We start from the raw sequence: 24,478 nt of genomic DNA, 5'->3' as shown, positions 1-24,478 counted from the left end.
TTCCGGGTGCTTTATAAGGGGGTTTTGTCCAATAGAAGGGCTCTAATGGACATTCCGGGAGGGACAAGGTTCCCACGTCCCTCCCCTAAACGACGAAAAAAAGCCCTTTCTCGCTTTCATAACGAGAAAAGGCCTTTACTCAATGAATTACCACCTTATTTAATCCAGGCACCGTTTGCTCCAAGTTTATAACCTTGAACAACCGTGTTTGCTGCCATCTTTCCATTAGTGTAGAGATAGTACCATTTGCCGCCGGTCAGTACCCAGCCAGTTTTCATGGCGCCATGGTTGTCCATGAAATACCAGTTGCTTCCTGATAGTACCCATGAAGTGGAAGCCATTGCACCATTTTTACCTAAGTAGTACCATTTATTTTTGTCAAGCAGCCATTCATTTTCGAGCATTTTCCCGTCACTGCCAAGGAAATACCATTTGCCGCCGGATAGAACCCAGGCTTTCGTTACCATGACTCCATCGGCATCTAAGTAATACCATTTCGCTCCGGATTGTGCCCACGATTTTGTGACCATGGCTCCATCAGCACTCAAGTAGTACCATTTCGCTCCGGTTTGAACCCATGCTTTCGTTACCATAACGCCATCGGCACCTAAGTAATACCATTTCGCTCCGGTTTGCGCCCAGGCTTTCGTTACCATGACTCCATCAGTACCTAAGTAGTACCATTTCGCTCCGGTTTGAACCCAAGCTTTTGTTACCATGGCTCCATCGGCACCTAAGTAGTACCACTTCTCTTTGTCCTTTAACCAGCCAGTTTTGGCCAGATCATTGTCATAGAAATACCATTTACCGTTTTCAAATTTCCAACCTTGTTTAGCTGGCTGCTCCACCACTTTAGCACTTACGGTTACTTCTGTTGCCGCACTTGTATTTCCGGCCGCATCTGTCGCCGTTACAGAAATCTTCACGCCAGCTGCCAGCTTCGCAATTTTGATTTCAAACTTGCCTGCTGAATCTGCAGTCGCTTGCCCGATTTCCTTTCCATCAACCATTGCTGTCACTGTCGAGCCTGCTTCAGCTGTACCTGTAAGGATCTCGTCCGCATCCGTAACATCATTTACTTGCGGTGCTGCTGGTGCTGTTGCGTCGCTAACGGTTACTTCTGTTGCGATACTTACGTTTCCAGCTGCATCTGTTGCTGTTACCATGATGACGGTTCCTGCTGCTTGCTTCGCAATAGTGATGGTAAATTTACCTTCTGCATTCGCAACGGCAGTACCTAATTCCTTATCGCCCGCTTTTGCCACTACTTTTTCTCCGGCTTCCGAAGTTCCGGTGATGACTACGTCCGCATCAGTTACCGGATTTACAACCGGTGCTGCAGGTGCTGCGACCGTCACTTTGAAAGTTCCCTTATTACCAAGAGTATCTGTAATGTCTAGCGTAATTACTGTACCGACAGCTTGTTTACCAATTTCAACTTCAAATTTACCTGAAGCATCAGCTGTGACTTCGTCGAATTTTATCTCGCCTATGGATACAACAATCTTTGCCCCCGGGCTTGTTTGTCCGCGTAAAATCGAATCAAATTGCGACACCTGAACAGTTGGGGTTTTTACCACATCTCTTAAAATTCTTCCCTCAATAACTGGGGCTATTGGTTTAATAACCGATTGAGCTTTTACATAGTTAAAAAATGCTTTAAAATCAGTTGTCCCGGTTACTCTTTCCTTACCTTCTTTAAGGATGGTAAAGCCGTCTCCGCCATCTGCCATAAAGTTATTGACAGTGACCGTATACTCGCCTTTAGGGTCAATTTCCGTACCATCTGGAAGATAGATATCTAACACCCTATTTCCAATGGGTAATTTACTTGTCCAAGTATATTTCAATCCGGAAATCTGCATAACCTTCGACCCAGAATCAGACCATTGTTGGTTGAGTAAGATCCTTACTTGGTCACCCGTTATTTTCATCGTAACAATATCGTTACCAAACGGCTGAATGGCAAAAAGATCGCCCCAAGTAATCGGACCTGGCTTTTTGATATCATCACGGATTCCGCCTGAATTCATAAAGGCGAATTGCGTTCCAGTATTCGCACGCATTCCATCGGCAATTAAGTTACCCAATGCCGATTCGCCGGCTGAACTAGTAGAACGGCTAATCGCAGTAGCCGCTTCGCCTACCACTTCACTTGTGATTGGTTGAATATATTCTAGATATTCATCAAGCTTCGCTTTCGTTTTACTATCAAGATGTTCTTTGTTTTGTACCGTTCTTACGATTTTGGCCTCTTTTGCCACGATATCCTGTGTAACTGGATCTATTGTTAAATCAACATCTGAAAAAGCTGTTCCGTACGAATACGATTGAATCATTAATTTTCCATTTACTGTTGAATTCATATACGCATGGTTGTGGGCGCCAAAAATCACGTCAACTTCATCATCAACCTTTTTGGCAAACTCAACCACTTTTCCAGTCGGGTTCGAGCCATTAGTAGATGAGCTTCCAGATTCATGGGCAAGAACGACGATTGCCTTTATGCCTTTTTCTTTAAGTACAGCCGTATACTTGTTAATGGCGTCTACCTCATCGGTAAATTTCACTCCGGCTACCCCGCTTGGCGTAACAATTGTTGGAGTTTCCGTTGTCACGACTCCAATAAAACCAATTTTGACTCCGTCTACCTCTTTGATGACGTATGGAGGCAAAATAAGCTCGTTTGTTTTTTCATCGACAACGTTTGCTACCGTGTATGGGAAACTCGCACCTTCAAAGGGACCATACTTATCGACGGTCTTAGGATGGCTTCCGCCGTTGATTAGACGCATCATCTCGGTAATGCCCTGATCAAATTCATGGTTACCAACAGTACCCACATCAAAACCAAGTTCATTTAAGAAACGAATAGTCGGTTCTTCCTGCATTAATGCAGACACCGGACGGCTGGCTCCAACCGCATCACCAGCATGAACCTTTAACGTATGGGAAGGGTTTGTTGCTTCTTTTTCTTTCAAATATCCGGCTAAATATTCAATTCCGCCCACTAGCTGGCCACTAACCGTTGTCGAATAATCCAATTGTCCATGGAGATCATTGATACCCAATAGTTTCACATGGACATTTTGATCTAATTCATAGAGCTGATATCCTGGTCTAATCGTTGATGGGCCAAGATCCTTAAGATTTGGTGCTGAAGATAAATAGGCTTTTGCATCTGGTGAAGAGTTGAATACTAATTTAGCTACACCGCCAACTGGAGCAATCTTCCAGTTGTTATCTGCAACAGCATTGACTACATTTTTTTCTTTGATATAATCCATCAGTACTTCGCGGTTTTCGAGCAGTGAATCAAGAATTAGTTTTGCATCAGCACCTGTACCCGGATAGTTCCCAGTGCCGCCAGCACGGTGGTTATTGGTTGCTAGGATAAATACTTGATCATCTTTGACAGGTGTTCCATCCATCATCGTTAAATGGATAATCCGATGTTCCTGAGAAGAAGTTCTCACACCATTTCTTGTATATCGGGCATTTTTTGTGACATCAATTTGGTATTTAAGACCATCAATCACATCATAATTGTAAGGAGTGAAACCGTTATCGAGTAAATCTTGAATGCCATCTTTGTTTGGGTCAATTTTATTGAATGCTGCCGCACACAATTCTAACCACTCTTTTACCTCGGCACCCGTTAATTGAAGGGCCTTAAGCGTATTGTTATAGATATAAAGGTCATTCGCACTTTTAATCGAAATATCACCTTTAGGGATATTCGTATAACTTGATCCGCCTTTAAATGGAGCTGCAGCGGAAATGACCGGTATATCTTTCAAATCTGGGCGGTGCTCAGTAATATACTTTTTTACAAAATCAGCCTGTGCCTCATTAATAAGTTGAAGCGCCGGGTCATCAATTACCCGTGAAAAAAACGTATTTATTGGAGCCGGAGTTTCCCCAAGCTTGCCACGTACATAATCTAGTGTAGCTTCATGCTCATGTTTTACTGCATTTACAATCTCGTCAACAGCATTCGTTGCAGCAGTAACAGGGCGGTTAACAGATTTTGAATTAGCTCTGTCAGCTTTCCACGTTCCATCTGCTTGTTGAACTAATTCTAAATCGAGGACACCTAGGTTATTTCCCCAATAACCAGCTTCAACAGCGGGTGTATTGTTAATATGTCCTTTTTCATTATCAATTCCCTTTTTACCATTAAAAGAAGAGCCAGGGAAATTGGTATGAGAATGTCCAAAGAGCATGGCATCAATGCCGTCGACTTTCGTTAAGTCAAAAACAGCATTTTCTGCCGCTTCTTTTCCTTCTGAGGCAATGTCACAGCCAGAGTGAGCAATGGCGACAATAACGTCAGCGCCCTTTGCTTTCATTTCAGGGATAAACTTGTTGGCGGTTTTAACAATGTCTTTAATGATTAGTTTTCCTTCAACTTTGTCTCGATCCCACTGCATGATTTGCGGAGGAGCAAGGCCAATAACCCCTACCTTAACTGTTTGTTCTTGACCATTTTTATCCTTGATTTTTTTATCAATGATTTCATATGGCGTAAAGTAGTTTTTATCGTTATCAGGATTTCCGTCCTTATCATCAATATAAATGTTAGCGTTTACAATTGGAAATGCTGCATTTGCTAGCGCCGTGTCGAGAAAGTCTAAACCAAAGTTAAATTCATGATTACCGACAATCGCAGCATCATATTTTAATAGATTCATAGCTTTAAACATCGGGTGCGTGTCTGCTTTGGTGATGGGCTTCACTTTTGCCACATAATCGGCCATAGGGTTCCCTTGAAGCGTGTCACCTGCATCAAACAGCATGGAGTTTTCCGTTGGAACCTCTGATCTAGCCTGCCCAATCAAGCTTGCTGTTTTGGATAGACCATAGTTGATACCTGCACTGGTATCCTGATAATAATCATAGGACATGATGTTATTATGTAGGTCCGTTGTTTCTAAGATCCGAAGAGTCGCCGTGTTTCCTGCTGCCTCTGCATTAGCCACTCCAGGGCTAAATGAGAAGGGAATCATACTTGCTGCGAGTGCTAATGCGAGAGAACTTTTTAATAGTTTGCTCCGAATGTTTCTAGTAATCTTTCTTTTCAACTTTTTCCCACCTTTCAAGAGTTTATGATCTTTCAAACCTATTGTACTAACCTTTATGGATAATTGATAGAAATTTCATAAAATTTTACACAGATTTAAAATTTTATAATATTTTTTACAAAAATTCATTAATTGCAATGATTTTACATCTTAGAGAACCAAAAATAGTGGGATAATAAATTGGGGTAGGGGATTAGGTAACATCTGTGATATAATTCATTCCCAACAGGAACACTTTCTGTTTGGTTTTCCATAGCTCAACACTTCTTGCCATCATCTCTCTAGTAACTTTCTCTGTTTTTAATTATGTCTTTGTGTAATAAAGAATGAACAATTCCTCATAAAATTCGGAAAATTTTTCAACCTCAGTCGCTTATAGACCTTATAAGCTACCCAACTTGATCTCTGTGACCGCTAGACAGCTTTTTGCTTCTCGTCGGGCACTGAGGAACGGTCTCTGTGACCGCAAGATGGCCTTTTGCCTCTTTTCGGGCACTGAGGATCGCTCTCTGTGACCGTTAGACAGCTTTTTTCCTCTCTTCGGGCACTGAGGATCGCTCTCTGTGACCGCTAGACAGCTTTTTTCCTCTTTTTGGCCACTGAAGACCGCTCGCTCTGTGACCACGAGACAGCTTCTTTCCTCTCTTTGGGCACTGAGGACCGCTCTTTTATTTATTGCATTACGAATTCAATATAGTCTCCATAACCTTTTTCAATCGACAGCCCCTGATTTTGCAGCAACCGCCAAATATGCCGATCCAGCGCATAAGGGGAGCTTTTTTGCAGTTGTTCGAGTTCATCCACTGCTACAGACAGTTCATAATATTCCTCCGTCCCATTTACCCAAACATGATAATCTGTCAGTTTTAGAACAACTACCGCATAGCTTGCATTCCATTCCTGAAGCTGCCGTTCAATTGTTGTCGCCACATACTTCAAGAAAGTCTCCCTGCTCATGCTCCGGGCCATTTGACTCCTCGCAAATCCGTTTTTATACATGTAAATCCTCTCCCATTTCCAAGTTTCAAACAGGTCATGGAAAGTGAAAAGGCCCTACATTGCACGAAATGCAACATAGGGCCGCAGCCGTCCGTCATCATTCAAAGCAAGTGCTTTGCTGGTTGGAGCACCTTACCGCTTGGGCAGGTTGCTGTGAAGTCGTCGAGCCAGGGCTCTCGTTCACTCTTGATAACCTATTTGATTATAAAAAATATATCATCCGCCAAATCAGATGTAAAGACGTAAAAACGACCTTTTCCAAAGTACTTAATGATTCGCCTCAAAAAATTCCTTCATTAAATAATTCAGCTTTAATGACATGGAAATATAATCGGAACTGGCCGGACCTTTTTGCCGATACAGTTCATTCAGCCTGCTTTTCAGTTCTCTGATTTCCACCAAGATATCCCGGTTCTCACTTTGCTCCAGACCCATCGTGTTCACTTCCATCCTACTCCTCGATTATTTTCCCACGATGTTACCTGAGGCATGAAAGCCTGGAGAGATTCCTTCGAACATCATGGCAATTATTTTATTAAAAATATTAGCCCAAAATCGTAATGATAATAGCACAGTTCCGGGAAAATATGAACGCGAAAACGAAAAGTAAAAATATTAGAAAAACCGTAAAAAATATTGATATATCAATATTTTTTACCATGTGCCTTATAAGGTTTCTTCTGTTTATCCCCCTTGTCCGAAACACGTTATATTATAAAAACTTTGCTTGGAAAAATAATAATATTTAAAATTTTCTCGGAGTGTGCGGCAAAAGATTTGGGTTGGGGAAAACCCAATCAACCTTTGACAGGCACTGGAATCAAATTATTACAATTTTAAGACAGAAAACGATCCAACATTTCGAATATTACAGTGTGGAGATCATCTGAGTCATGGTCTTATTTATAACTAAAAAGAGAGAATTGGAGAATTGATGATTTTGACGAAGGAATTAACTGTAAATGGTGAATTAACATTAAGCAGGAAAGAAACTTACGGTAAAAGCAAGCACACAAAAAGTGTACCCGTTTTCACTTCGAGGATGGAAAAACGTGAATATTATAAAAGCATCCAGTTTGATCTTCGAAATGTACTAGATGTTAAAGGATTCTTAAAAGATATTAAAGCAGATTGGAATACATATATTTCACAGGTTAACCAATGGATTCAAAAAAATGTCGTAAAAAAACTGATTGTGACTGGCATTTTTACCGTTGTGCTTGGCTTATATTCAAGCACTGCGGATGCAGCATATATACAGGAATATACATATCAAGTAAAAAGCGGCGAAAAAATTGAAACAATCGCTGCGATACATGGGGTCACTGCACAGGAAATATTAGATGCCAATGGGCTGACTTCCATTAACGGTAAAAAAATTCTTTTACCAAAAGTAGAAGACAGAACGGTTACCGCGACAACACTGAATGTTCGTTCGCAGCCAACCACTGCAAGTAGTATTATTGGAACCTATAAAAAAGGGGATGTTGTCAAGGTTGCATTCGTAGAAAATGGCTGGGCCGGCATTCTGATCAAGGGCCGGGTTTGTTTTATCAGCGCTGACTATCTTTCACAAATACATGCAGTTGAATCTCAAGCAAAAACAATGGTTGTCACTGCTTCATCGTTAAGGGTAAGAGAAGCTGCTTCTACGAGCAGTGCTATACTTGGTTCGTTAAAATTAAACGTTAATGTTGCTGTGACATCAATCTCCAATGGTTGGGCTCAGATTCAATGGGGCGGAAAAAAGGCGTTTGTTAGTGCAACATATTTAACGAATACAGCACCGGCAAATACAAAAATTGAGCCTACTAAAACCAACAGCACAGTGTATGTGATTAAGAGCGGTGATACGTTTACAAAAATCGGTAAAACATTAGGGGTCTCGGTCTCGGCCATTCAAGCGCTAAATCCAACAGTAAACCCAACAAAGCTGAAAATTGGCCAAACAATCAACATCCCTGCCACAACTGCCTCTACTCCAAATCAAATAACAGTAGCAGCAGCACAAATAAGTGGTGTAGACCCTGAGGGAACTTTTCGTTTCATCACGCCTGATGGATACACTCATACGGCAAAAGCCTCAGGCAACATGATTAATGAATTATTTAACCACCAAGGGAAAACCGTAACACTAACACTTGAGGGTAACAGAGGTCAACAAATGACTTTACATTCTCTTCAATAACAGAGGGACATGAGGCATGGAGATTCTTGTGCTTCAAAAATTAAAAAATGAAGCGAGAGGAGCGTCCCCTCGCTTCAACTTTTTTGGCTCGAATTCACGGAAACTTTTAAGGACCACCAACTGCCCCTATTAAACTAACAAATTTGTTTTTTTATATTCCTCCTCTGCTACATTTTTGACTCTCTCACAAAACTGTACGACAATTTTATCACTTGCAAAGAGTAAAAATAATTTAAGGAACGATTTCAACGGGCGATTGGTGCAGGTATAAGTAAACAGCGTTTTCTGCTGATTGATTTGGGATAGTTCATACAAGGCCGTAATCTCAAACATTTTTGCCAGCGTGAAGCCTACTTTTAATTTCTTTTTATCTGGAGCATTTTCATATTCTAATGTCTCGACATCGTACTCCTCTATACGTTTCCCCTCTTTATATTTTTGACGATAGATACTCCCAACACCCACGTCCGTCACTTTTACTGGTTTATGATCTACTACTTGGGGCATAATTTTTTGCATTTCCTCTAATGATCCATCTAACAGTCCCCAAACTTGATCAATCGGTGCCTCTATTTCGATTTCTTTTGACCATGATTTCATGTTTACACCTCTTTTATTTGCGTTGAAAAAAATGCTTACTTAATAAGTATTCCTCTTTAATTGGCTAATTCCTTTAAGAGCCTGTTCAAGTAGTAGAAACTGGTCTATTCATCGGAATGACCGATACTGTCATAATTGGCGGAGAAAGCAAAGTAAAAGTCATAAATAAATAGGGGAGAGGCTGCCCCCAGTCCTCAATTGGAGGTTAGTATCTCGTATTTGACATTTACGGCTTTTATCGTGAAACAAGAATGTTCGAGGAGGATACCGTGGATCTAAATAAAATGAGACGAGGAGCCTGTCCCTCGTCCTACATCCCAACACTATTTCGCCAATTCTTTTCGATTGGGGGCATGGGGAGGTTCCTCAAACCATTGCCTTTCGATCAGCAAATCCATTCCTTCTTTTCCATATTGCATAATCTCAACCATAAGTTTCGAATATTCAACGGACAAGTCTGCTCTTGAAGACGTGGAAAGCGAATGTCCTAAAAAGGTTAACGCCGTTGAGTTTAGCATTGTAATCAAATTTAAAATCAGCTTTTCTGAAAAGGGAGAGATGGTGGACGTCGATATTTCCGTATTAATCATAGATGCCACGGGCAAATCATCGTTCCTTAGGGTATCATTTAAGAATTTGATTTGCTTTTCTGCTAATTTTTTTCCCTTTATCAAATACTTCTTGATGCTCTCGTCTTTTACGACCTGAATAAAACCAGTTAGAAAAACCAAGCCAAAATAATTTCTTTCACTATTGAAAAAAATAGATGTTAGCTCAAGCACATTAAGGGGTCTTTGCGGTTCGAACCATTTGGACAAGAAGGTTTCACGATTCTTGGCAAATTCGATACCTTCAGGATAGGGAATCATTGCTGGACGATCATAAATTCCTTTATTCAACATAATCGTAATGGCCTTGTTAAATAGGTCATTGGACGAATTCAAGCATGTTGAAAAGAATAAACGGATATCCTCTCGCGCCATGGCAGTAACCACCATTCCATAATTTACAATAGATATACGACTCATGCCATAAACGTAACTTAGCGGCAATAAATTGAAAAATAAAGCCGGCGCATCGGAATTAAAATCATCATCGGTAAATCCTTTAGGAATCGGGAACTTTTCTTTCATAAAGATTGTTTGAATTTCACTAAGTTGCTTTTGAGACACTGCTAAAGACTCCTCCAAGAGAGGCTTTACGTCGGCATCCTCCAAATATTTCAACATATGTTTGGTCATGCAAATCGACATAGATTCGCCAATATAGGTGGTCCATAATCCTGTTATTTCAGCTGATGTCAAACCAACCTCATGATTCTTCGTCATATCTCTTCCTCCTACCGGTATCATTGGCATATTTTCCCCTATATTAAATAAACTATGTAATTGAAAAATAATCCAACCGAATCAATATCCCGGCAGCCCTTACAATAAATACCTAGCAATCTTCGACAAATTTCCGGGCGGTGGCACCGGCCGTAAAAGAGCTTGGAAAAGTCAATAGTTCCAAGCTCTTTTATTCAAATTAGGGCAGGGTGCCTGTCCCCTCTTCCCTTAGAAAGTGACTTTCCAATTATTATTACAGCTTGCCGATACTGTTTTTCTTTTCAAAAAGTAGTTGGCTAATAGTTCGGTCATGTCTGTCTGAATTTCTTTGATTACTGGTTTATCTTTGAACATCTCGTAGTCTCCGCCGCCTCCAGCTCGATAGTTATTCATCACGACATCGTATTGATCTGAAAGGTTAATCGGCTTCCCATGATAGTTAAGTTTGACGACGCGGGATCCGAATGGCTTTGAGATATTTAATTCGTATTCAATTCCTTCCCACATATCATAATTGTAGTGTTGGGGCTTCGGCTCAACAAATGCAGGATTTACGTTTAGTTCATTATCTACATCAACGATGAAATATGTGGCGCATTTTTCCAAAGCGTCCTTTATATCCTGCCCGGAAATACGGACTACCTTTAAGGTATTCGGATAAATATAATTTGAAACAATATCTCTCATGGTGACATGTTGAGAGAAACCCGGCGATTGGTTATCAAAAAGGGCAGTGCTTGATATATCCACACCGGCTGCGTCCATTTGGACGTTATTAATGAATTCAATTAACGGATGATCCTTTACCCTTACAGCAAAGGCATTATCAACTGTCAAATCTCCTTCAATTTTCCCAATTGGCTGATCAAGCCATTTCTGGGTTTGTCTTTCGTATTCTTCTGCTAGCTCTAAGACATTTTTGACAGGTTCGGTGGTATCGTCCACTGCTACTATCTCAGCAAATTTTTCTACAACCCCCCACTTGCCATCCCGAAATTGAAATTGGATCACAGCCTTACCTAATCCCTGCCCGTTAAATCCCGGCTGAATGACAGTTACGCCATTGATATGTTCCGTAATCCTTCGGTGCTGATGGCCAGTAAGCAAAACATCTATTCCTTCTATTTCATGGCACAAACGATAGCCTTGGTTTTCACCGGTTAATGACTCGGTAGGCTCCCCTGATAACAAATCGCATTCAAAGCCTCCATGATAGGAAACGATTAGCAAATCGTATGTCTCATGTTCTTGCAAATACTTGACCCATTTTCTAGTTGTCTCCAGGGCATCTTCAAAATGTAAACATTCAATATAGTTTGGATTCTCCCAATTAGGAATGTAATGGGTTGTTACACCCAGCACAGCCACCTTAAGTCCATTATCAAATTCCTTGATCATATAAGGCTGTCCAAATAAAGGCTGGTTCGTTTCATCACTTATAATATTGGCGGAAAGCCAGGGAAAATTGGATTCCTTTACTGCTTTTTTTAACAAGCCCATCCCATAGTTAAACTCATGGTTTCCAATAATCGCAGCATCATAATCTAGGTTATTTAGGATGCTGATCATTGGATTGTTTTTGTCATGGAGGAATTTAGCATAATGATAGGTGAACGGTGTACCTTGAATCACATCTCCATTATCAATCAGAAGGGTATACTCATACTTTTGTTTCTCTTGTTTAATGAGCTGCGCGATCTTTGCCATTCCTGAGTTCGTTTCTTGATGATTTCCATAGTTAATCGGGAAGACATTTCCATGAAGATCACTCGTTTCAATAATCACCAATTCACATCGATTTACTCGTTTCGGCATCTTCTAACTTCCTCTCCGTTTAATCAACATCATTATACTAGTAAAACGAAATGAACAAACAATAATTTACAAAGTTTACTGTTTCTTAACATAAAACAGCTGCACTCTCATGGTACTATTCCTTTTGTAATATAAAAATTTTTTACATGGAGGTTTCACAGATGTTCAAAGGAAAAAAATTAGCAGCAATCGGCATGTCATTAACACTTGCGGCAGGTATTTTAAGTGGCTGCGGCAGTTCAAAAGATGCTTCCGCTAAAAATGCTTCATATGCACCTGAAACTCTAACCGTCCAATTCGTACCATCACAAAACGCTGATACGTTAGAAGCAAAAGCAAAACCATTAGAAAAACTATTAAGTGACAAACTTGGCATTCCAGTAAAAGTGAGTGTTTCCACGGATTATAATACAATCATTGAAGCAATGGCATCAAAAAAAGTAGATATTGGCTTCTTACCGCCGACTGCCTATGTTTTGGCGCATGAAAAAGGGGCAGCAAACGTGTTACTTCAAGCACAGCGTTTTGGAGTGGATAATCAAACAGGTCAGCCTACTCAAGATTTAGTAGACTTCTATAAATCCATGTTTATTGTGAAAAAGGACGCTAACATCAACGATATTAAAGACCTAAAAGGTAAAAAGATTGCCTTCCAAGACGTAACTTCTTCAGCAGGATATGTATGGCCTGCAGCCTCTTTATTGGATGCCGGAATTGACCCAATTAAAGATGTTCAAGGAGTAACGGTAAAGGGTCACGACCAAGCTGTCATTGCCCTTCTTAATGGTGATGTCGATGCAGCCGTTATTTTCCAAGATGCCCGTAATATTGTAAAGAAGGATTATCCAAAAGTATTTGAAGAGACAAAGGCACTTAAGTTCACTGAAAAAATCCCTAATGACACCATTTCTGTTCGTACAGACATGAATGAAGAATGGGTGAAAAAGATTCAAGATGCATTTGTTGAAATCGGAAAAGATACAGAAGGACACCAAATTATTAAAGACATATACTCCCATGAAGGCTACACACCATCTGACGATAAAGTGTTTGATATCGTACGTGATTATGCTAAAAAAGTAAAAACAGAGTAGATAAATAGTTTTTATGATTAATATGTTTCCAGCCAGTAAGTCTTCATTTACTGGCTAGGTTTTTTACCCATAACATTTTCGTTCTCAACTTGATTGATATCAAATGAAGAAAGTTGGTAAAGAAGTGATTGAATTTAAAAATGTATCCAAGACATATCCTAACGGTGTGAAAGGATTACGTACTATTAACTTAAAAATTGAAAATGGTGAGTTTGTAGTGGTGGTTGGATTATCTGGTGCAGGTAAGTCAACGTTATTACGCTCAATAAATAGATTAGCAGAAATTTCCGAGGGAGAAATCTTGATTGACGGCAAGTCGATTACACATGCAAAAGGAGCCGCCTTAAGAGAAATTCGCCGCGATATCGGGATGATTTTTCAAAGCTTTAACTTAGTAAAGAGGTCTACTGTACTAAGAAATGTATTATCCGGACGTGTAGGATATCATTCCACATTACGAACCGTTTTCGGATTATTCCCTAAAGAAGATGAACATCTAGCCTTTGATGCACTCGAACGTGTGAATATTTTGGATAAAGCCTATTCCCGGGCAGATCAGTTATCAGGAGGTCAGCAGCAGCGTGTTTCCATTGCCCGCGCGTTAGCTCAAGAAGCAAAAATAATATTGGCCGATGAGCCGGTAGCTTCTCTAGATCCGCTAACAACAAAACAGGTAATGGATGACTTAAGAAGAATCAACAAGGAATTAGGGATTACCACCATCGTGAACCTTCATCACGTTGATTTAGCCAAAGAATATGCGACAAGAATTATTGGGATGCAAGCGGGCGAGGTTGTTTTTGATGGACCTGTAGGAGAGGCAACGGATGAAACGTTCTCTGAAATTTATGGCCGTCCCATTCATAAAGACGAGTTATTAGGAGCGGCCGCCCTATGATTCAAGCTCAGAAAAAGGGGGTACCTCAACCTCCCAGTAAAATAAAAGGATATCTGACAGCCTTACTTGTCCTCTTACTTCTTTGGGGAAGTTCTGTGAAAACCGAGTCTTCCTTAAGCGAGTTCATCATTGGATTTCCCAATATGATGGATTTGGTAACACAAATGATTCCTCCCAACTGGAGTTATTTTGATAAAATAACCGGGGCGATGCTGGAAACGATTCGGATGGCCGTGATCGGAACGACGTTTGGCGCGATTATTTCGATTCCAGTTGCACTTTTTTCAGCTAGTAATTTGGTTCAAAATTCATGGATCTTTTATCCGGCACGTTTTATTTTAAATTTAATTCGGACTGTTCCTGATTTACTTTTAGCCTCCATTTTTGTCGCAATCTTTGGACTTGGAGCGTTACCTGGTATTTTGGCCTTAACCGTTTTTTCGATTGGTTTAATTGCAAAATTAACCTATGAGTCGATTGAATCCATCGATCCTGGGCCGCTCGAAGCGATGATTTCAGTCGGAGCGAATAAAATTCAACTTATTGTGTTTGGGATCATTCCCCAAATACAAGCCCATTTTATTTCCTATGTATTATACACGTTTGAAATTAATGTACGGGCAGCTGCCGTATTAGGACTCGTTGGTGCAGGCGGCATCGGATTATTTTACAATAAAACGCTGGGGTTTCTTGAATACGATAAAGCAAGCTCCATCATTGTCTATACATTAGTTGTCGTGTTAATCATTGACTATTTCAGTACAAAATTACGGGAGAAGTTATTATGAACGCAACAGCTAGAAGAATTCCTAGACGTAAGAAAAATCGCATTGGGCTCTGGAGTGTTTATCTTGTCCTCGCACTTGTTTACATTTGGGCCTTTGCCGGTATGGCGGTTCCAGAAATCAAACCAACCGCAGGGCAAATATCTAAAGCTATTTTTAATGGACTTTTTCACCCAGATTGGAGTTATGTATCTGAGCCTGGCGGGGAAGATTTACTCCACGGCTTACTCGATACGCTGGCGATTGCGGTTTTAGGTACATTTATTTCTGCTCTATTATGCATTCCTTTTTCCTTTTGGGCTGCTCGCAACATGAGCAAAGGTCATACTCTTTCAGGCACGGGGAAATTTTCCCTTAGTTTCATTCGAACATTTCCTGAGCTCGTGATGGCCATCATGTTTATTAAAGTAGTTGGTCCAGGATCATTTGCCGGGGTATTAGCATTGGGGCTCCATTCCATTGGGATGCTGGGAAAGTTGTTCTCTGAGGAAATTGAAAATATGGATCTTGGCCCTGCCGAGGCTTTATTAGCAACAGGGGCCAACCGTTTCCAAATCCTCTGGTTTGCGGTACTCCCTCAGGTTATTCCCGGATTTCTATCTTACACTCTCTATCGTTTTGAAATCAATGTTCGGTCAGCCACCATTCTTGGTGTCATTGGAGCCGGCGGAATAGGTACTCCGCTTATTTTTGCCCTAACCTCTAGAAACTGGAATCGTGTAGGAATTATCCTCTTAGGGATTATTGTCATGGTTACCTTAATCGACCTTATTTCTGGATACTTGCGTAAGAAAATTATCTAAAAATAGAATTTTACTTAGCAGAAGCGCCACAAGCCGTGGCGCTTCTGCTAAATTGTTTGAACTAATGTGCGTTTTAAAAATTCTTTCGTACGATCTTGTGTTGGCTGGTTGAAGATTTGTTCAGGACTTCCCTCTTCGGCAATCACGCCCTTGTCCATAAAGACAACACGGTCTGAGACTTCTTTTGCAAAGCCCATTTCATGGGTGACAATTAACATCGTGAGACCACTGTTAGCGAGCTCCTTCATCACTTTAAGAACCTCGCCGACCATTTCCGGATCGAGCGCCGATGTTGGTTCATCAAATAACATCACATCCGGCTCCATTGAAAGGGCTCTCGCAATGGCGACACGTTGTTTTTGACCGCCGGATAATTGTTTCGGCTTGGCATTCACATATCGATCCATCCCGACAACTTGCAAATATTTCATTGCCACTTTTTCAGCCTCTTCACGGGAACGTTTTAACACTTTCATTTGACCAACCGTACAGTTGTTTAACACATTATGATTATTAAATAAATTGAATTGCTGGAAAACCATCCCTAATTTTGTCCGGTATGCGGTAATATCATGCTTATTATCTAAAATGTTCTCACCTTGATAGATGATTTGGCCGCCACTTGGTTTTTCTAAAAGGTTAACACAGCGAAGAAGCGTTGATTTCCCTGAGCCCGATGAGCCAATAATACAAACAACTTCCCCTTTATTTACGGTGAAATTAATATCCTTTAATACTTCATGGCTCCCAAAAGATTTACTTAAATGCTGAATCTCAACAACCTTTTCCATCTAATTCTCCTCCTTTCTCTACAATTGATTTTTTGTTTTGCGCAGCAGATCTTCAGGTGTCTCTACCTGCATTTGGTTGGCATACATTATATAATTGTCCGGACCGTCTAATTTCTTTTCGATGTAGCGAAGAATTCTAGTCACAGTGAAGGTCATAATAAAATAAAGCACGCAAGCAACGAAAAATGATTCAAAATACCTGAAGTTATTTCCGGCGATTGATTTTGTCTGGAAAAATAATTCTGATACTGAAATGACGTTAAGAACGGATGTGTCCTTAATATTAATCACAAATTCATTACCTGTTGCCGGCAAAATATTGCGAATCGCCTGCGGCAAGACCACATTCTTCATGATTTGAAAATGATTCATTCCAATCGCCTGAGCTGCTTCATATTGTCCCTTATCAATCGAAACAATCCCGCCGCGAATGATTTCCGACATATAGGCCCCCGTATTGATCGATACGATTAAGATTGCCGCGTAAATTCGGTTCATATCCATACCGAACGCTAAAGCTGAACCATAAAAAATAACCATCGCTTGCACAATCATCGGTGTTCCGCGGAACACCTCAATATAGATTGAAAGAATCGCATTGATTATTTTGAGGAAAATTCTTTTTACTCCTCGCTCAGGAGTAGGAATGGTTCGAATAACCCCTATCAACAGGCCGATAATAAAGCCCAAAATCGTCCCTGTAATCGCAATTAACAACGTCACACCCGCACCGCGAAGAAACATTGGCCAATTGTTTGAAACAATTTTTATTACCCAATCAAAAGTCATAGTTGTTCTCCTTTTTTAAAAAGCATAAAACGGATAAAACCGAATGCTGCTAATGCACCCGGTTCCCCCTGAAAAATTATTGGGCCGCTGGTTGATTTTTAATAGCAGCATCCATAATGCTTGTCTGTTCATCTTCTGAAATGCCTGATAGGATTTTATTGATTTTATCCGTTAATTTACTGCCTTTAGCAACACCGACAGCAATCGATGTATCGTCATCCGATGTTTTAAAGCCGTCATTAAACTCAATCATTTTATAGTGTTCGTTTGCAGACTGGGCACTTATGCCTTCTGGACGTTCGGAAACATATCCGTCAATAACGCCAGATTCAAGGGCCACCCTCATTGCTGGGAAGTTATCCATCGCCGGCTGCTTTTTTACCTCTTTAATCTGGTCAATGACCGAGTAATGGAAGGTATTTAATTGAGCAGATATCTTTGCTCCTTTGAAATCTTGAATGGAAGAAGCCCCATCGAATTTTCCGCCTTTTTTCACAACCATTACTAAATTCGATTTATAATAGTTGTCTGTGAAGTCAATCGTTTCTTTGCGCTTATCAGTTGGTGACATCCCGGCGATGATGGCATCAATTTTTCCAGAAGTTAACGCCGGAACAAGCCCGTCCCATTCTGTTTTCACAATCACTAACTTTTTCCCTAAGCCATCCGCAATTTTTTTGGCAATTTCTACATCATATCCGCCAGCATATTCCGCATTACCATCAATTTTAACTCCGCCATTAGCATCGTCCGATTGCGTCCAGTTAAATGGTGCATACCCTGCTTCAAGACCAACTGTAAACGTTTCTTTCTCCGCTGCACCCTTATCTCCTGAATTGCTTGTACCACATGCCGACAATAACAGCATCATAATTAAAGAGATTACTATTAAAAAAGATAATTTTTTTCTCGTCATTACGTTTTTCCTCCTCTTTTTCAAAAAAAGTCTGCCTCCTGCATGTAAACAAGTGGCATTTTTTATTTTTTTCAGGCAATTCGCACAACAAAAAGAGACCTGAGGTAAACTCAGGTCTCGTAATATACTATTACCCTACAGTCCTCTTCTTTCCCCAAATGAGATAGCTCAACTCAATAAACCGGGACGTTTATTGAGACAGTCCTGCAATTCTTCACTGCAGACCCAGCAAGTAATACGGAGAATATTACAAGCTTCGGCGACATTTCCTTCTCCTTAGAATCATAGCTTCTCAAGCTCCACTAAAGACTAATAAACACCGCGCCTCTACCTCACTAGCAAAAGTGAGGTCCTATTAAATTATGTTTTGATTTTACAATAACCACTAGAATTTGTCAAGGTAAGGGGACGGGCTTCCTGCCCCCTATGCCCGCTTCTGATACGGGTCTTCTCGATAGTCTGCTTTTCGTTTATAGATAACTTTTCCTGATTCTTCTTTTCCGTGAATGGAGGTAATAACCGCTCTTACACCTTTAACAGTTTCTCCAAGTTTATACGATTTTTGGTCTACTTTTGATACCGCTGCTCTGCTCATGAAGAGGCACCTCCAAAGATTGTGTTAATCGTGCTTAAAAGATTGTAATTATCGAGAAAAATATCGTCAATCTCTGCTTGGCTTAATAGCCTTCTTCCCGTTAATTCAACCGTCAGAACCAATTGATTACCTATAGGGTAACATAAGACATACGTATTATCAAAGGCTGTATTATTCTTTTGAAAAACCAGTTCGTTACTCTGTAAAAAACAATCAACGACAATAATTCGATCTGTTTTTCGTCTGTTTTCATTAATATTAAACGGGTAAAATTTCCCTATACCATCATTTCCCGCTATTTGTTTTAGCCCATCAATTCCCTCCGCTTGCCAGACCCCTATTCCTTCAACGTAATAAGATGATGGAGCAAGATAAGCGTTCCGAACCGCTTCTTGTAGATATTCAAACTGTTTCGCTGGGTCTGCTAAAAGTCGTTTTGACAAGGTTCGAAGGATGCGAATTAAGGCATAGTCTTTTTCCCTGTTTGCTTGAGCTTCCGCTAAGAGTTTAGCCGGATTTTGAAAGACGCCCAACTCGCGAATTTTCCGTTTGATCGCCCTGCAAGCGACATTTACAGCAGCATCGTGATTATGATCAGCACGTATTTCGTACCTTAATACAGTAAGGCCGTCGAGATCGGAAGGTAAACGAAACCCTTTTGCTTCCTCACTTTCCGGAGTTGTATGAGGGATAATATAAAAGACTCGTCCTCTTCTTAATCTACCCCAGAATAACCCCATTTCAAACAAAGTATTGTCCCTTGTCGTAAATGTAATCGTACCTCGTATATTTACAACATCATCCGGTGAAAATACAAATACAGCAAAATCATTCTCATCTAATTGTCGTTCAAGGCTTTCCATATTATATTCGAGCGGGCGAAATGCACCTGCGGTCCAAGGAGTAACCTCAGCAACATGAGTAAGTGCTTCATGAATGGCATCAACATAGTCAGCGGATTCTCTGGCAGAGCCAATAAATAATCTTGGTTTGATCCTGGTCATTTCTCCCTCCATAAAATGTTATTTAATATTACCAAGCAACCACTATAGTAATTATGATAATGGAAATAATCGGCAGATAAAATAGGCTTAAAGTATTGGAAAAGCAAGTAGATATCCATGAGTGTACTTCACGAACAAAGGGTTGCACATTCATCGAAAAATCGATAACCTCTTCCTCGGCTTTTTTTCTCACCTGATCATAAAGTTTTCTGAACAGCTTTTCCTGCCAAAGAAAATAACCATCCAAAAGCCAAAAGAAAATACTAGGTATGAAGGCAATGGAAATCATTCTCCATTCCATATCTTGGGTATTCGCAAAAACAAAAAGCCCAGCAACAAGCGTAACGGCCCATCCCTTCAATAAAAAGGAATTTTGCCCCATCCGATTGATGACCCCCTGAATAAATTCAAGGTGTTTTATCTTATTCTCATTCATAATATACCCCCAAACGCTCTTTATTATAATATTCAAGCAAAAACGGAAAATTCCTGCGGCGGGACATGGGGTCAGGAATATTGTCCCATATAATTACCCAACCTGGTCGATTTTCTCGGCTTCGGTCGCTTATAGCCCTTATAAGCTACCCAACTTGGTCGATTTTCCCGGCTTCGGTCGCTTATAGCCCTTATAAGCTACCCAACTTCGGACTTTTTCTTGGTTTCGGTCGCTTATAGCCCTTATAAGCTACCCAACTTGGGGCATTTCCCCAGCTTCGGTCGCTTATATTCACTAATTATAATATTTCGATATACCCTTCTGTCCCAGAAACGCGAATTTGTTGCCCATCTTTTATGATTTTGGTGGCATTTTCCACTCCAACAACTGCTGGCAACCCATATTCCCGTGCGATAACGGCTCCATGGGTCATCAGTCCACCAACTTCGGTGACTAGGCCTTTTATCGATACAAACAATGGTGTCCAGCTTGGGTCAGTAAAGGTGGTGACTAATATATCTCCATCTTCTAAATCAGCATCTTCCATGTTTAAGATGACACGAGCGCGTCCCTCTATAACTCCGGAAGAAACAGGCAGACCCACTAGAGCTTCGGCTGGGAGATTTTCTCGTTTGTACTTACCTGAGAGTGTTTCACCATCAGAGGTGATCACACGTGGGGGAGTTAGTTTTTCATATAATTTGTACTCGTATGCTCGTTTGCTGATGATCTGGTAATCCAGTTTATTGGTCCGTCCGACATCAAGAAGTTCTTCAAAAGTGAGATAGAATATATCTTCTTTTTCATGAATAACACCCTCTTGTACAAGTTTTTCAGCTTCTTTCAGTAAAGCCTGCTTATAAACAAAGTAGCGATTTATCATGCCGTATTTTGGATATTCCCGATATCCAATAAAATTCCGGATGATGCTAATCATTCGTTTTGTCTCGTTAGCTTTTTGTTCACCATCCGGTAATTGTTTCAATCGGTCTAATAACTCTTTTTCCTTTTCCAAAGCAACACGCCGACCTTGCTCAAATTTCCGATGGCTGGCATTCGGCTCAAAGCTTTTGATGTTACCCAGAATCAAGGGGACAAGTGTAGTTGGTTTTTCGCTCCAACGACTCCTGGTCATATCGATTTCTCCTGCACATCGCATTCCGTATTTGTTGAGAAAAGCATTGAAAGCGTTTCTAGCTTCCTGCCCACCATCAAACTTAACCAGTTCATCCAAAAAGTTATCATCTTTTACATGTTGTAAATAATCAATGACTTCTGGATAAGGACGAATCACATCTGCGACATCCAATAGTGCTAGACCCATTTCCGAAGTAATATTGTTTGGCACAGATTGAGAAAGCGTGTCTGCTGCGTTTTTTTCACCTAACCAATCGTTCATTTTTTCATTGATCCATGTTGAAGCATTTATAGCAGCCATAAATACAGCTGAACTTTGTGGGTCAAATAAAATCTTCTTTAATTCCTTCATATCTTCTAAAATAAAATCAAATAAATCTGATCCTGATTTCGTTTGTATGTTTTGTTTTAACTCTTCTATGGATGTTTGACTACGCTTAATCAAATCAGAAACGATTGATGGATTGTTTTCGATTTGTGCCAGCATCTCTGTATTGCCTCTGCTGGGACTCGGTGCTTTTTTATCATCCGGTAACGATACTATAAAATCTCCACGCTTAAGTGTGTTCATAAGGGCGTCTTTCATGAGCGGATCGTGTTGACCCATCGCATTTAATAAATTGTTTCTACTGACAGGTGAAGCCAGTTGAGGTGTGACATCAACAAATAACCTTCCACCAGCTTTACGCATCGGTGCAGGAGTCGTTAACAGGAAAAACGACAATCCCAATGGTTTTATGGAATCGGTCATCATTTGTTGATGACCAACAGATACGTATACGTGATTTTCTTGGGTCTCATCGGCTTCAGGGATGGGGAAAAGAGTAGTGATTGGACGACTCTGGACAATATAAAAAGTATCATCAACCAAACACCATTCGATATCTTGTGGGCAGCCAAAATGAGCTTCGATCTGTCTTCCGATGCATGCTAATTGTAAAATTTGTTGTTCAGTAAGCGTTTGAGTCTTTTGCTGTTCAGGATCGATCGGCACGGTCTCTGTTCCGCCTTCTTTTCGTCCATAGATAGCCAATTTTTTGGTTGCTATCATCTTATCGACGATTTTATCTTCCTGAACTTTATAACAATCGGCAGATACCAAGCCAGAGACCAGTGCTTCTCCAAGTCCAAAACTGGCATCGATTGATAGTAACTTTCGGTTAGAGGTAATCGGATCAGCGGTAAATAGAATCCCTGAAGCCTGGGGGAAAACCATCCTTTGAATGATAACGGATAAAGACACTTGACTGTGGTCAAATCCATTTTGCATACGGTAGATTATCGCGCGATCCGTAAATAGGGAAGCCCAACATTTGCTGATATGCTGCAAGATGGATTCTTTGCCGATGATATTTAAATAGGTGTCTTGCTGGCCAGCAAAAGAGGCATATGGTAAATCTTCAGCAGTGGCACTAGAACGCACTGCATAAGCATGTTCCTCGCCAAACTGGGAGAGATGGTCAGCAATTGCGCACGCCACATCGGAAGGAATTTCTACTTCCATAAGGATTTGTCGAATCTTTCTGCTGATTTCACCAATTTGATCTCGATCTTCTACTTTTAGCATGGTTAGTTGAGCCAACAAAGCATGAAACGTTTCGTTTTGTTCGATGGCTTTTTGATAACCCACTGTTGTAATACAAAATCCTTCTGGTACTTGTATCCCTTGAATTTTTGATAATTCCCCTAAATTCAACCCTTTTCCGCCAACGAGCAAAAGCTGCGTTTTTTCTATTTCCTGAAAACCGAGAGCTAAAGAACTCATTCTACATCTCTCCCATCCATTAATGTTCTATTGATTTTACCAGTAGTAAATGGGAAAAAACAGTCTGTATTATCCATTTTTTGTATGCTATAATTAAAATAGGAAGAGTACAAAAAAAATTAAACGGAAAAGGCTGTCAGAACAGCCTTTTCCGTTTAATTTAAGCACCCGTTGTTAAAGGGCTTTTCCTATCTAACATTACCAACAACTTTTTATAATTAGATAATGTTTCTTTATCTTCAACTTTATAACCAGATTTAAAAAATACAATATCCCCTGTTCCTTCGTTAATTTGATTCTTCGTTTCAAGAATACGTTTTAAGTTTTTTGAAGTTCCAATACTTCCAGAAATAATGTCCACTTCTTCAGGAAATATTTTCTTTATGCTATTTTCAAAATATGGGAAATGGGTGCATCCAAGAACAATCGTTCCGTACTCCTTTAAGTTAAACGAAGAGAGTTTTTCTTTTAAATAGGGTACAACCTTCTCTTCTCTAAATTCAAAATTCTCAGCGAATTCGACAAGACCAGGAAGTGGTAAACTTTCAACAATATCGTGATGGTCTATACTTTTCACAAGGTTTTGGAACTTTTCCTCTCTGAGAGTCAAATTTGTAGCCAACACTAATACTTTTTTTCGTTTTCCCTCACAACTTTGAACTGCAGGTTTTACTGCTGGTTCAATACCCAAAATAGGGAAATCAAACTTTTTACGAAGGTCATCCACTGCAATACTGGTTGCAGTATTACAAGCAATGACTAATGCTTTAATTCCTTGATTAGCCATAAAGTCAACTGCATTAAAAATATATTCCCTTACCTCTTCTTTTGGTTTTTCACCATATGGAACGTGTAAGGTATCTGCATAAAATATGTAATCTTCATTCGGTAAAAACCTCAATGCTTGTTGAAGTACAGTCATTCCACCAATTCCAGAATCAAAAAAACCTATTCTCACTACTTTCACTCTTCTCCTAAATTAATGATTTCAATCACCTATTATTTGGTTCTAAATGTTTATATTTTGGAGCTTTTTCTTCACTAGGAAGAGGAGTTCCTTGTTTAATCTTACCATCAATCCGTCTATATTCATAAATATGTTCAGGTTCATCTTTAAAAGTAACAAAAGCTACATAATGATAACTACCTATTGTTAATTGAGTTTCTATTTTTTGAATTTGATCCTTATTATATCTTTCTAATAAATAGTCATAGGTATCATCCTTTAAAGAATTAAATTGATACTTTATATATCCATAAAACCCCAAAGGAATAATTATTATTAAGGAAATTATTAAGGAATTAATAATTGATATGGGATAGAATAATCCTTCTTCACTAACCTTCTTCTTTACTTTTTTAAAAAAAGACCTTACTCCTTTATGAAGTAAAGCGCCTGTTCAATAAGCGAGATGAATTAGGTGCAAAAAGTGACCTTCATTATTAACGCC

General features: G+C 40.0%; 20 protein-coding genes and 2 riboswitches. Of the genes, 5 read left to right on the top strand and 15 right to left on the bottom strand.

Features of this window, described 5'->3' with window-relative positions:
- Positions 1-155 precede the first annotated feature (155 nt).
- From BANVL01_RS24170 to BANVL01_RS24160, 3 genes are all read right to left on the bottom strand, one after another.
- Positions 156-5,084, bottom strand: coding sequence for a bifunctional 2',3'-cyclic-nucleotide 2'-phosphodiesterase/3'-nucleotidase (locus tag BANVL01_RS24170; protein WP_066092613.1), 4,929 nt, complete (start codon positions 5,082-5,084; stop codon positions 156-158).
- A 672-nt stretch (positions 5,085-5,756) separates the two neighbouring features.
- Positions 5,757-6,083 (bottom strand): response regulator, encoded by a 327-nt coding sequence (locus BANVL01_RS24165; protein ID WP_066092616.1) that lies wholly within the window; start codon positions 6,081-6,083, stop codon positions 5,757-5,759.
- Positions 6,084-6,174: 91 nt separating this feature from the next.
- A riboswitch (SAM riboswitch) is annotated at positions 6,175-6,279 on the bottom strand.
- A gap of 71 nt (positions 6,280-6,350) precedes the next feature.
- A complete protein-coding gene (locus BANVL01_RS24160) occupies positions 6,351-6,527 on the bottom strand; it encodes a hypothetical protein (protein WP_156482406.1) in 177 nt (58 codons plus the stop codon).
- A gap of 490 nt (positions 6,528-7,017) precedes the next feature.
- Between BANVL01_RS24160 and BANVL01_RS24155 the strand changes: the two genes are divergently transcribed.
- Positions 7,018-8,271 carry an SH3 domain-containing protein gene (locus BANVL01_RS24155; protein ID WP_066092622.1) on the top strand — a complete coding sequence of 418 codons (1,254 nt, stop codon included), beginning with the start codon at positions 7,018-7,020 and terminating at the stop codon, positions 8,269-8,271.
- Between the two features lie 129 nt (positions 8,272-8,400).
- Here BANVL01_RS24155 and BANVL01_RS24150 read toward each other — a convergent pair whose 3' ends face one another.
- From BANVL01_RS24150 to BANVL01_RS24140, 3 genes are all read right to left on the bottom strand, one after another.
- Entirely contained in the window at positions 8,401-8,871 is a 471-nt protein-coding gene (locus tag BANVL01_RS24150) for an SRPBCC family protein (RefSeq protein ID WP_066092625.1), read from the bottom strand.
- A gap of 323 nt (positions 8,872-9,194) precedes the next feature.
- Positions 9,195-10,199, bottom strand: coding sequence for a DUF3231 family protein (locus BANVL01_RS24145; protein ID WP_066092628.1), 1,005 nt, complete (start codon positions 10,197-10,199; stop codon positions 9,195-9,197).
- Between the two features lie 228 nt (positions 10,200-10,427).
- Complete coding sequence (locus tag BANVL01_RS24140; RefSeq protein WP_066092631.1) at positions 10,428-12,014, bottom strand: bifunctional metallophosphatase/5'-nucleotidase; 1,587 nt, start codon at positions 12,012-12,014, stop codon at positions 10,428-10,430.
- Between the two features lie 194 nt (positions 12,015-12,208).
- Here BANVL01_RS24140 and BANVL01_RS24135 point away from each other — a divergent pair, with 194 nt between their 5' ends.
- The 4 genes from BANVL01_RS24135 to phnE (BANVL01_RS24120) all read left to right on the top strand — a co-directional run bounded on the left by BANVL01_RS24135 (position 12,209) and on the right by phnE (BANVL01_RS24120) (position 15,594).
- Positions 12,209-13,108, top strand: a complete 900-nt coding sequence (locus BANVL01_RS24135) for a phosphate/phosphite/phosphonate ABC transporter substrate-binding protein (protein ID WP_425311868.1) — start codon at positions 12,209-12,211, stop codon at positions 13,106-13,108.
- A gap of 124 nt (positions 13,109-13,232) precedes the next feature.
- Complete coding sequence (gene phnC / locus BANVL01_RS24130; RefSeq protein ID WP_066097005.1) at positions 13,233-14,006, top strand: phosphonate ABC transporter ATP-binding protein; 774 nt, start codon at positions 13,233-13,235, stop codon at positions 14,004-14,006.
- Entirely contained in the window at positions 14,003-14,794 is a 792-nt protein-coding gene (gene phnE / locus BANVL01_RS24125) for a phosphonate ABC transporter, permease protein PhnE (RefSeq protein WP_066092637.1), read from the top strand. The genes phnC and phnE (BANVL01_RS24125) overlap by 4 nt, the downstream gene beginning before the upstream one ends.
- Positions 14,791-15,594: a phosphonate ABC transporter, permease protein PhnE gene (gene phnE, locus BANVL01_RS24120; protein ID WP_066092640.1), complete on the top strand. Its 804-nt coding sequence runs from the start codon at positions 14,791-14,793 to the stop codon at positions 15,592-15,594. Before phnE (BANVL01_RS24125) ends, phnE (BANVL01_RS24120) begins: the two co-directional genes overlap by 4 nt.
- A 47-nt stretch (positions 15,595-15,641) precedes the next feature.
- On the opposite strand, the gene BANVL01_RS24115 is transcribed toward phnE (BANVL01_RS24120), so the two are convergent.
- The 9 genes from BANVL01_RS24115 to BANVL01_RS24080 all read right to left on the bottom strand — a co-directional run bounded on the left by BANVL01_RS24115 (position 15,642) and on the right by BANVL01_RS24080 (position 24,334).
- Positions 15,642-16,385 carry an amino acid ABC transporter ATP-binding protein gene (locus BANVL01_RS24115; RefSeq protein ID WP_066092644.1) on the bottom strand — a complete coding sequence of 248 codons (744 nt, stop codon included), beginning with the start codon at positions 16,383-16,385 and terminating at the stop codon, positions 15,642-15,644.
- An 18-nt stretch (positions 16,386-16,403) separates the two neighbouring features.
- On the bottom strand, positions 16,404-17,174 hold the full coding sequence (locus tag BANVL01_RS24110; RefSeq protein WP_066092647.1) for an amino acid ABC transporter permease: 771 nt from the start codon (positions 17,172-17,174) through the stop codon (positions 16,404-16,406).
- 76 nt (positions 17,175-17,250) lie between these two features.
- Positions 17,251-18,090 (bottom strand): transporter substrate-binding domain-containing protein, encoded by an 840-nt coding sequence (locus BANVL01_RS24105; RefSeq protein WP_066092650.1) that lies wholly within the window; start codon positions 18,088-18,090, stop codon positions 17,251-17,253.
- 156 nt (positions 18,091-18,246) lie between these two features.
- Positions 18,247-18,428, bottom strand: a riboswitch (Lysine riboswitch).
- A gap of 86 nt (positions 18,429-18,514) precedes the next feature.
- Entirely contained in the window at positions 18,515-18,685 is a 171-nt protein-coding gene (locus tag BANVL01_RS27560) for a hypothetical protein (protein ID WP_156482404.1), read from the bottom strand.
- Complete coding sequence (locus tag BANVL01_RS24100) at positions 18,682-19,689, bottom strand: TIR domain-containing protein (protein ID WP_066148124.1); 1,008 nt, start codon at positions 19,687-19,689, stop codon at positions 18,682-18,684. The genes BANVL01_RS27560 and BANVL01_RS24100 overlap by 4 nt, the downstream gene beginning before the upstream one ends.
- A gap of 28 nt (positions 19,690-19,717) precedes the next feature.
- Positions 19,718-20,125: a hypothetical protein gene (locus tag BANVL01_RS24095; RefSeq protein WP_066092656.1), complete on the bottom strand. Its 408-nt coding sequence runs from the start codon at positions 20,123-20,125 to the stop codon at positions 19,718-19,720.
- Positions 20,126-20,423: 298 nt separating this feature from the next.
- Positions 20,424-23,027, bottom strand: coding sequence for a phosphoenolpyruvate synthase (gene ppsA / locus BANVL01_RS24090; RefSeq protein WP_066092659.1), 2,604 nt, complete (start codon positions 23,025-23,027; stop codon positions 20,424-20,426).
- Positions 23,028-23,187: 160 nt separating this feature from the next.
- Complete coding sequence (gene murI, locus BANVL01_RS24085; protein WP_066092662.1) at positions 23,188-23,985, bottom strand: glutamate racemase; 798 nt, start codon at positions 23,983-23,985, stop codon at positions 23,188-23,190.
- Positions 23,986-24,019: 34 nt separating this feature from the next.
- Positions 24,020-24,334: a DUF3139 domain-containing protein gene (locus BANVL01_RS24080; protein ID WP_268874972.1), complete on the bottom strand. Its 315-nt coding sequence runs from the start codon at positions 24,332-24,334 to the stop codon at positions 24,020-24,022.
- Between the last annotated feature and the right edge of the window lie 144 nt (positions 24,335-24,478).

Origin of the sequence: Neobacillus novalis NBRC 102450 (assembly GCF_001591805.1) — a bacterium.
Lineage (GTDB): Bacteria > Bacillota > Bacilli > Bacillales > Cytobacillaceae > Neobacillus > Neobacillus novalis.
Note: the sequence above shows the minus strand (reverse complement) of the source record. Positions and strands in the feature narration are given on the sequence as shown.

Coding starts and splice junctions, on each gene's coding strand:
- BANVL01_RS24140 (WP_066092631.1), bottom strand. CDS start 12,014: ATGCCGAAACGAGTAAATCGATGTGAATTGGTGATTATTGAAACGAGT.
- BANVL01_RS24115 (WP_066092644.1), bottom strand. CDS start 16,385: ATGGAAAAGGTTGTTGAGATTCAGCATTTAAGTAAATCTTTTGGGAGC.
- BANVL01_RS24095 (WP_066092656.1), bottom strand. CDS start 20,125: ATGAATGAGAATAAGATAAAACACCTTGAATTTATTCAGGGGGTCATC.
- BANVL01_RS24105 (WP_066092650.1), bottom strand. CDS start 18,090: ATGACGAGAAAAAAATTATCTTTTTTAATAGTAATCTCTTTAATTATG.
- BANVL01_RS24135 (WP_425311868.1), top strand. CDS start 12,209: ATGTCATTAACACTTGCGGCAGGTATTTTAAGTGGCTGCGGCAGTTCA.
- BANVL01_RS24145 (WP_066092628.1), bottom strand. CDS start 10,199: ATGACGAAGAATCATGAGGTTGGTTTGACATCAGCTGAAATAACAGGA.
- phnE (WP_066092640.1), top strand. CDS start 14,791: ATGAACGCAACAGCTAGAAGAATTCCTAGACGTAAGAAAAATCGCATT.
- BANVL01_RS24155 (WP_066092622.1), top strand. CDS start 7,018: ATGATTTTGACGAAGGAATTAACTGTAAATGGTGAATTAACATTAAGC.
- BANVL01_RS27560 (WP_156482404.1), bottom strand. CDS start 18,685: ATGAGCAGAGCAGCGGTATCAAAAGTAGACCAAAAATCGTATAAACTT.
- BANVL01_RS24110 (WP_066092647.1), bottom strand. CDS start 17,174: ATGACTTTTGATTGGGTAATAAAAATTGTTTCAAACAATTGGCCAATG.
- BANVL01_RS24150 (WP_066092625.1), bottom strand. CDS start 8,871: ATGAAATCATGGTCAAAAGAAATCGAAATAGAGGCACCGATTGATCAA.
- BANVL01_RS24100 (WP_066148124.1), bottom strand. CDS start 19,689: ATGACCAGGATCAAACCAAGATTATTTATTGGCTCTGCCAGAGAATCC.
- ppsA (WP_066092659.1), bottom strand. CDS start 23,027: ATGAGTTCTTTAGCTCTCGGTTTTCAGGAAATAGAAAAAACGCAGCTT.
- BANVL01_RS24165 (WP_066092616.1), bottom strand. CDS start 6,083: ATGTATAAAAACGGATTTGCGAGGAGTCAAATGGCCCGGAGCATGAGC.
- phnE (WP_066092637.1), top strand. CDS start 14,003: ATGATTCAAGCTCAGAAAAAGGGGGTACCTCAACCTCCCAGTAAAATA.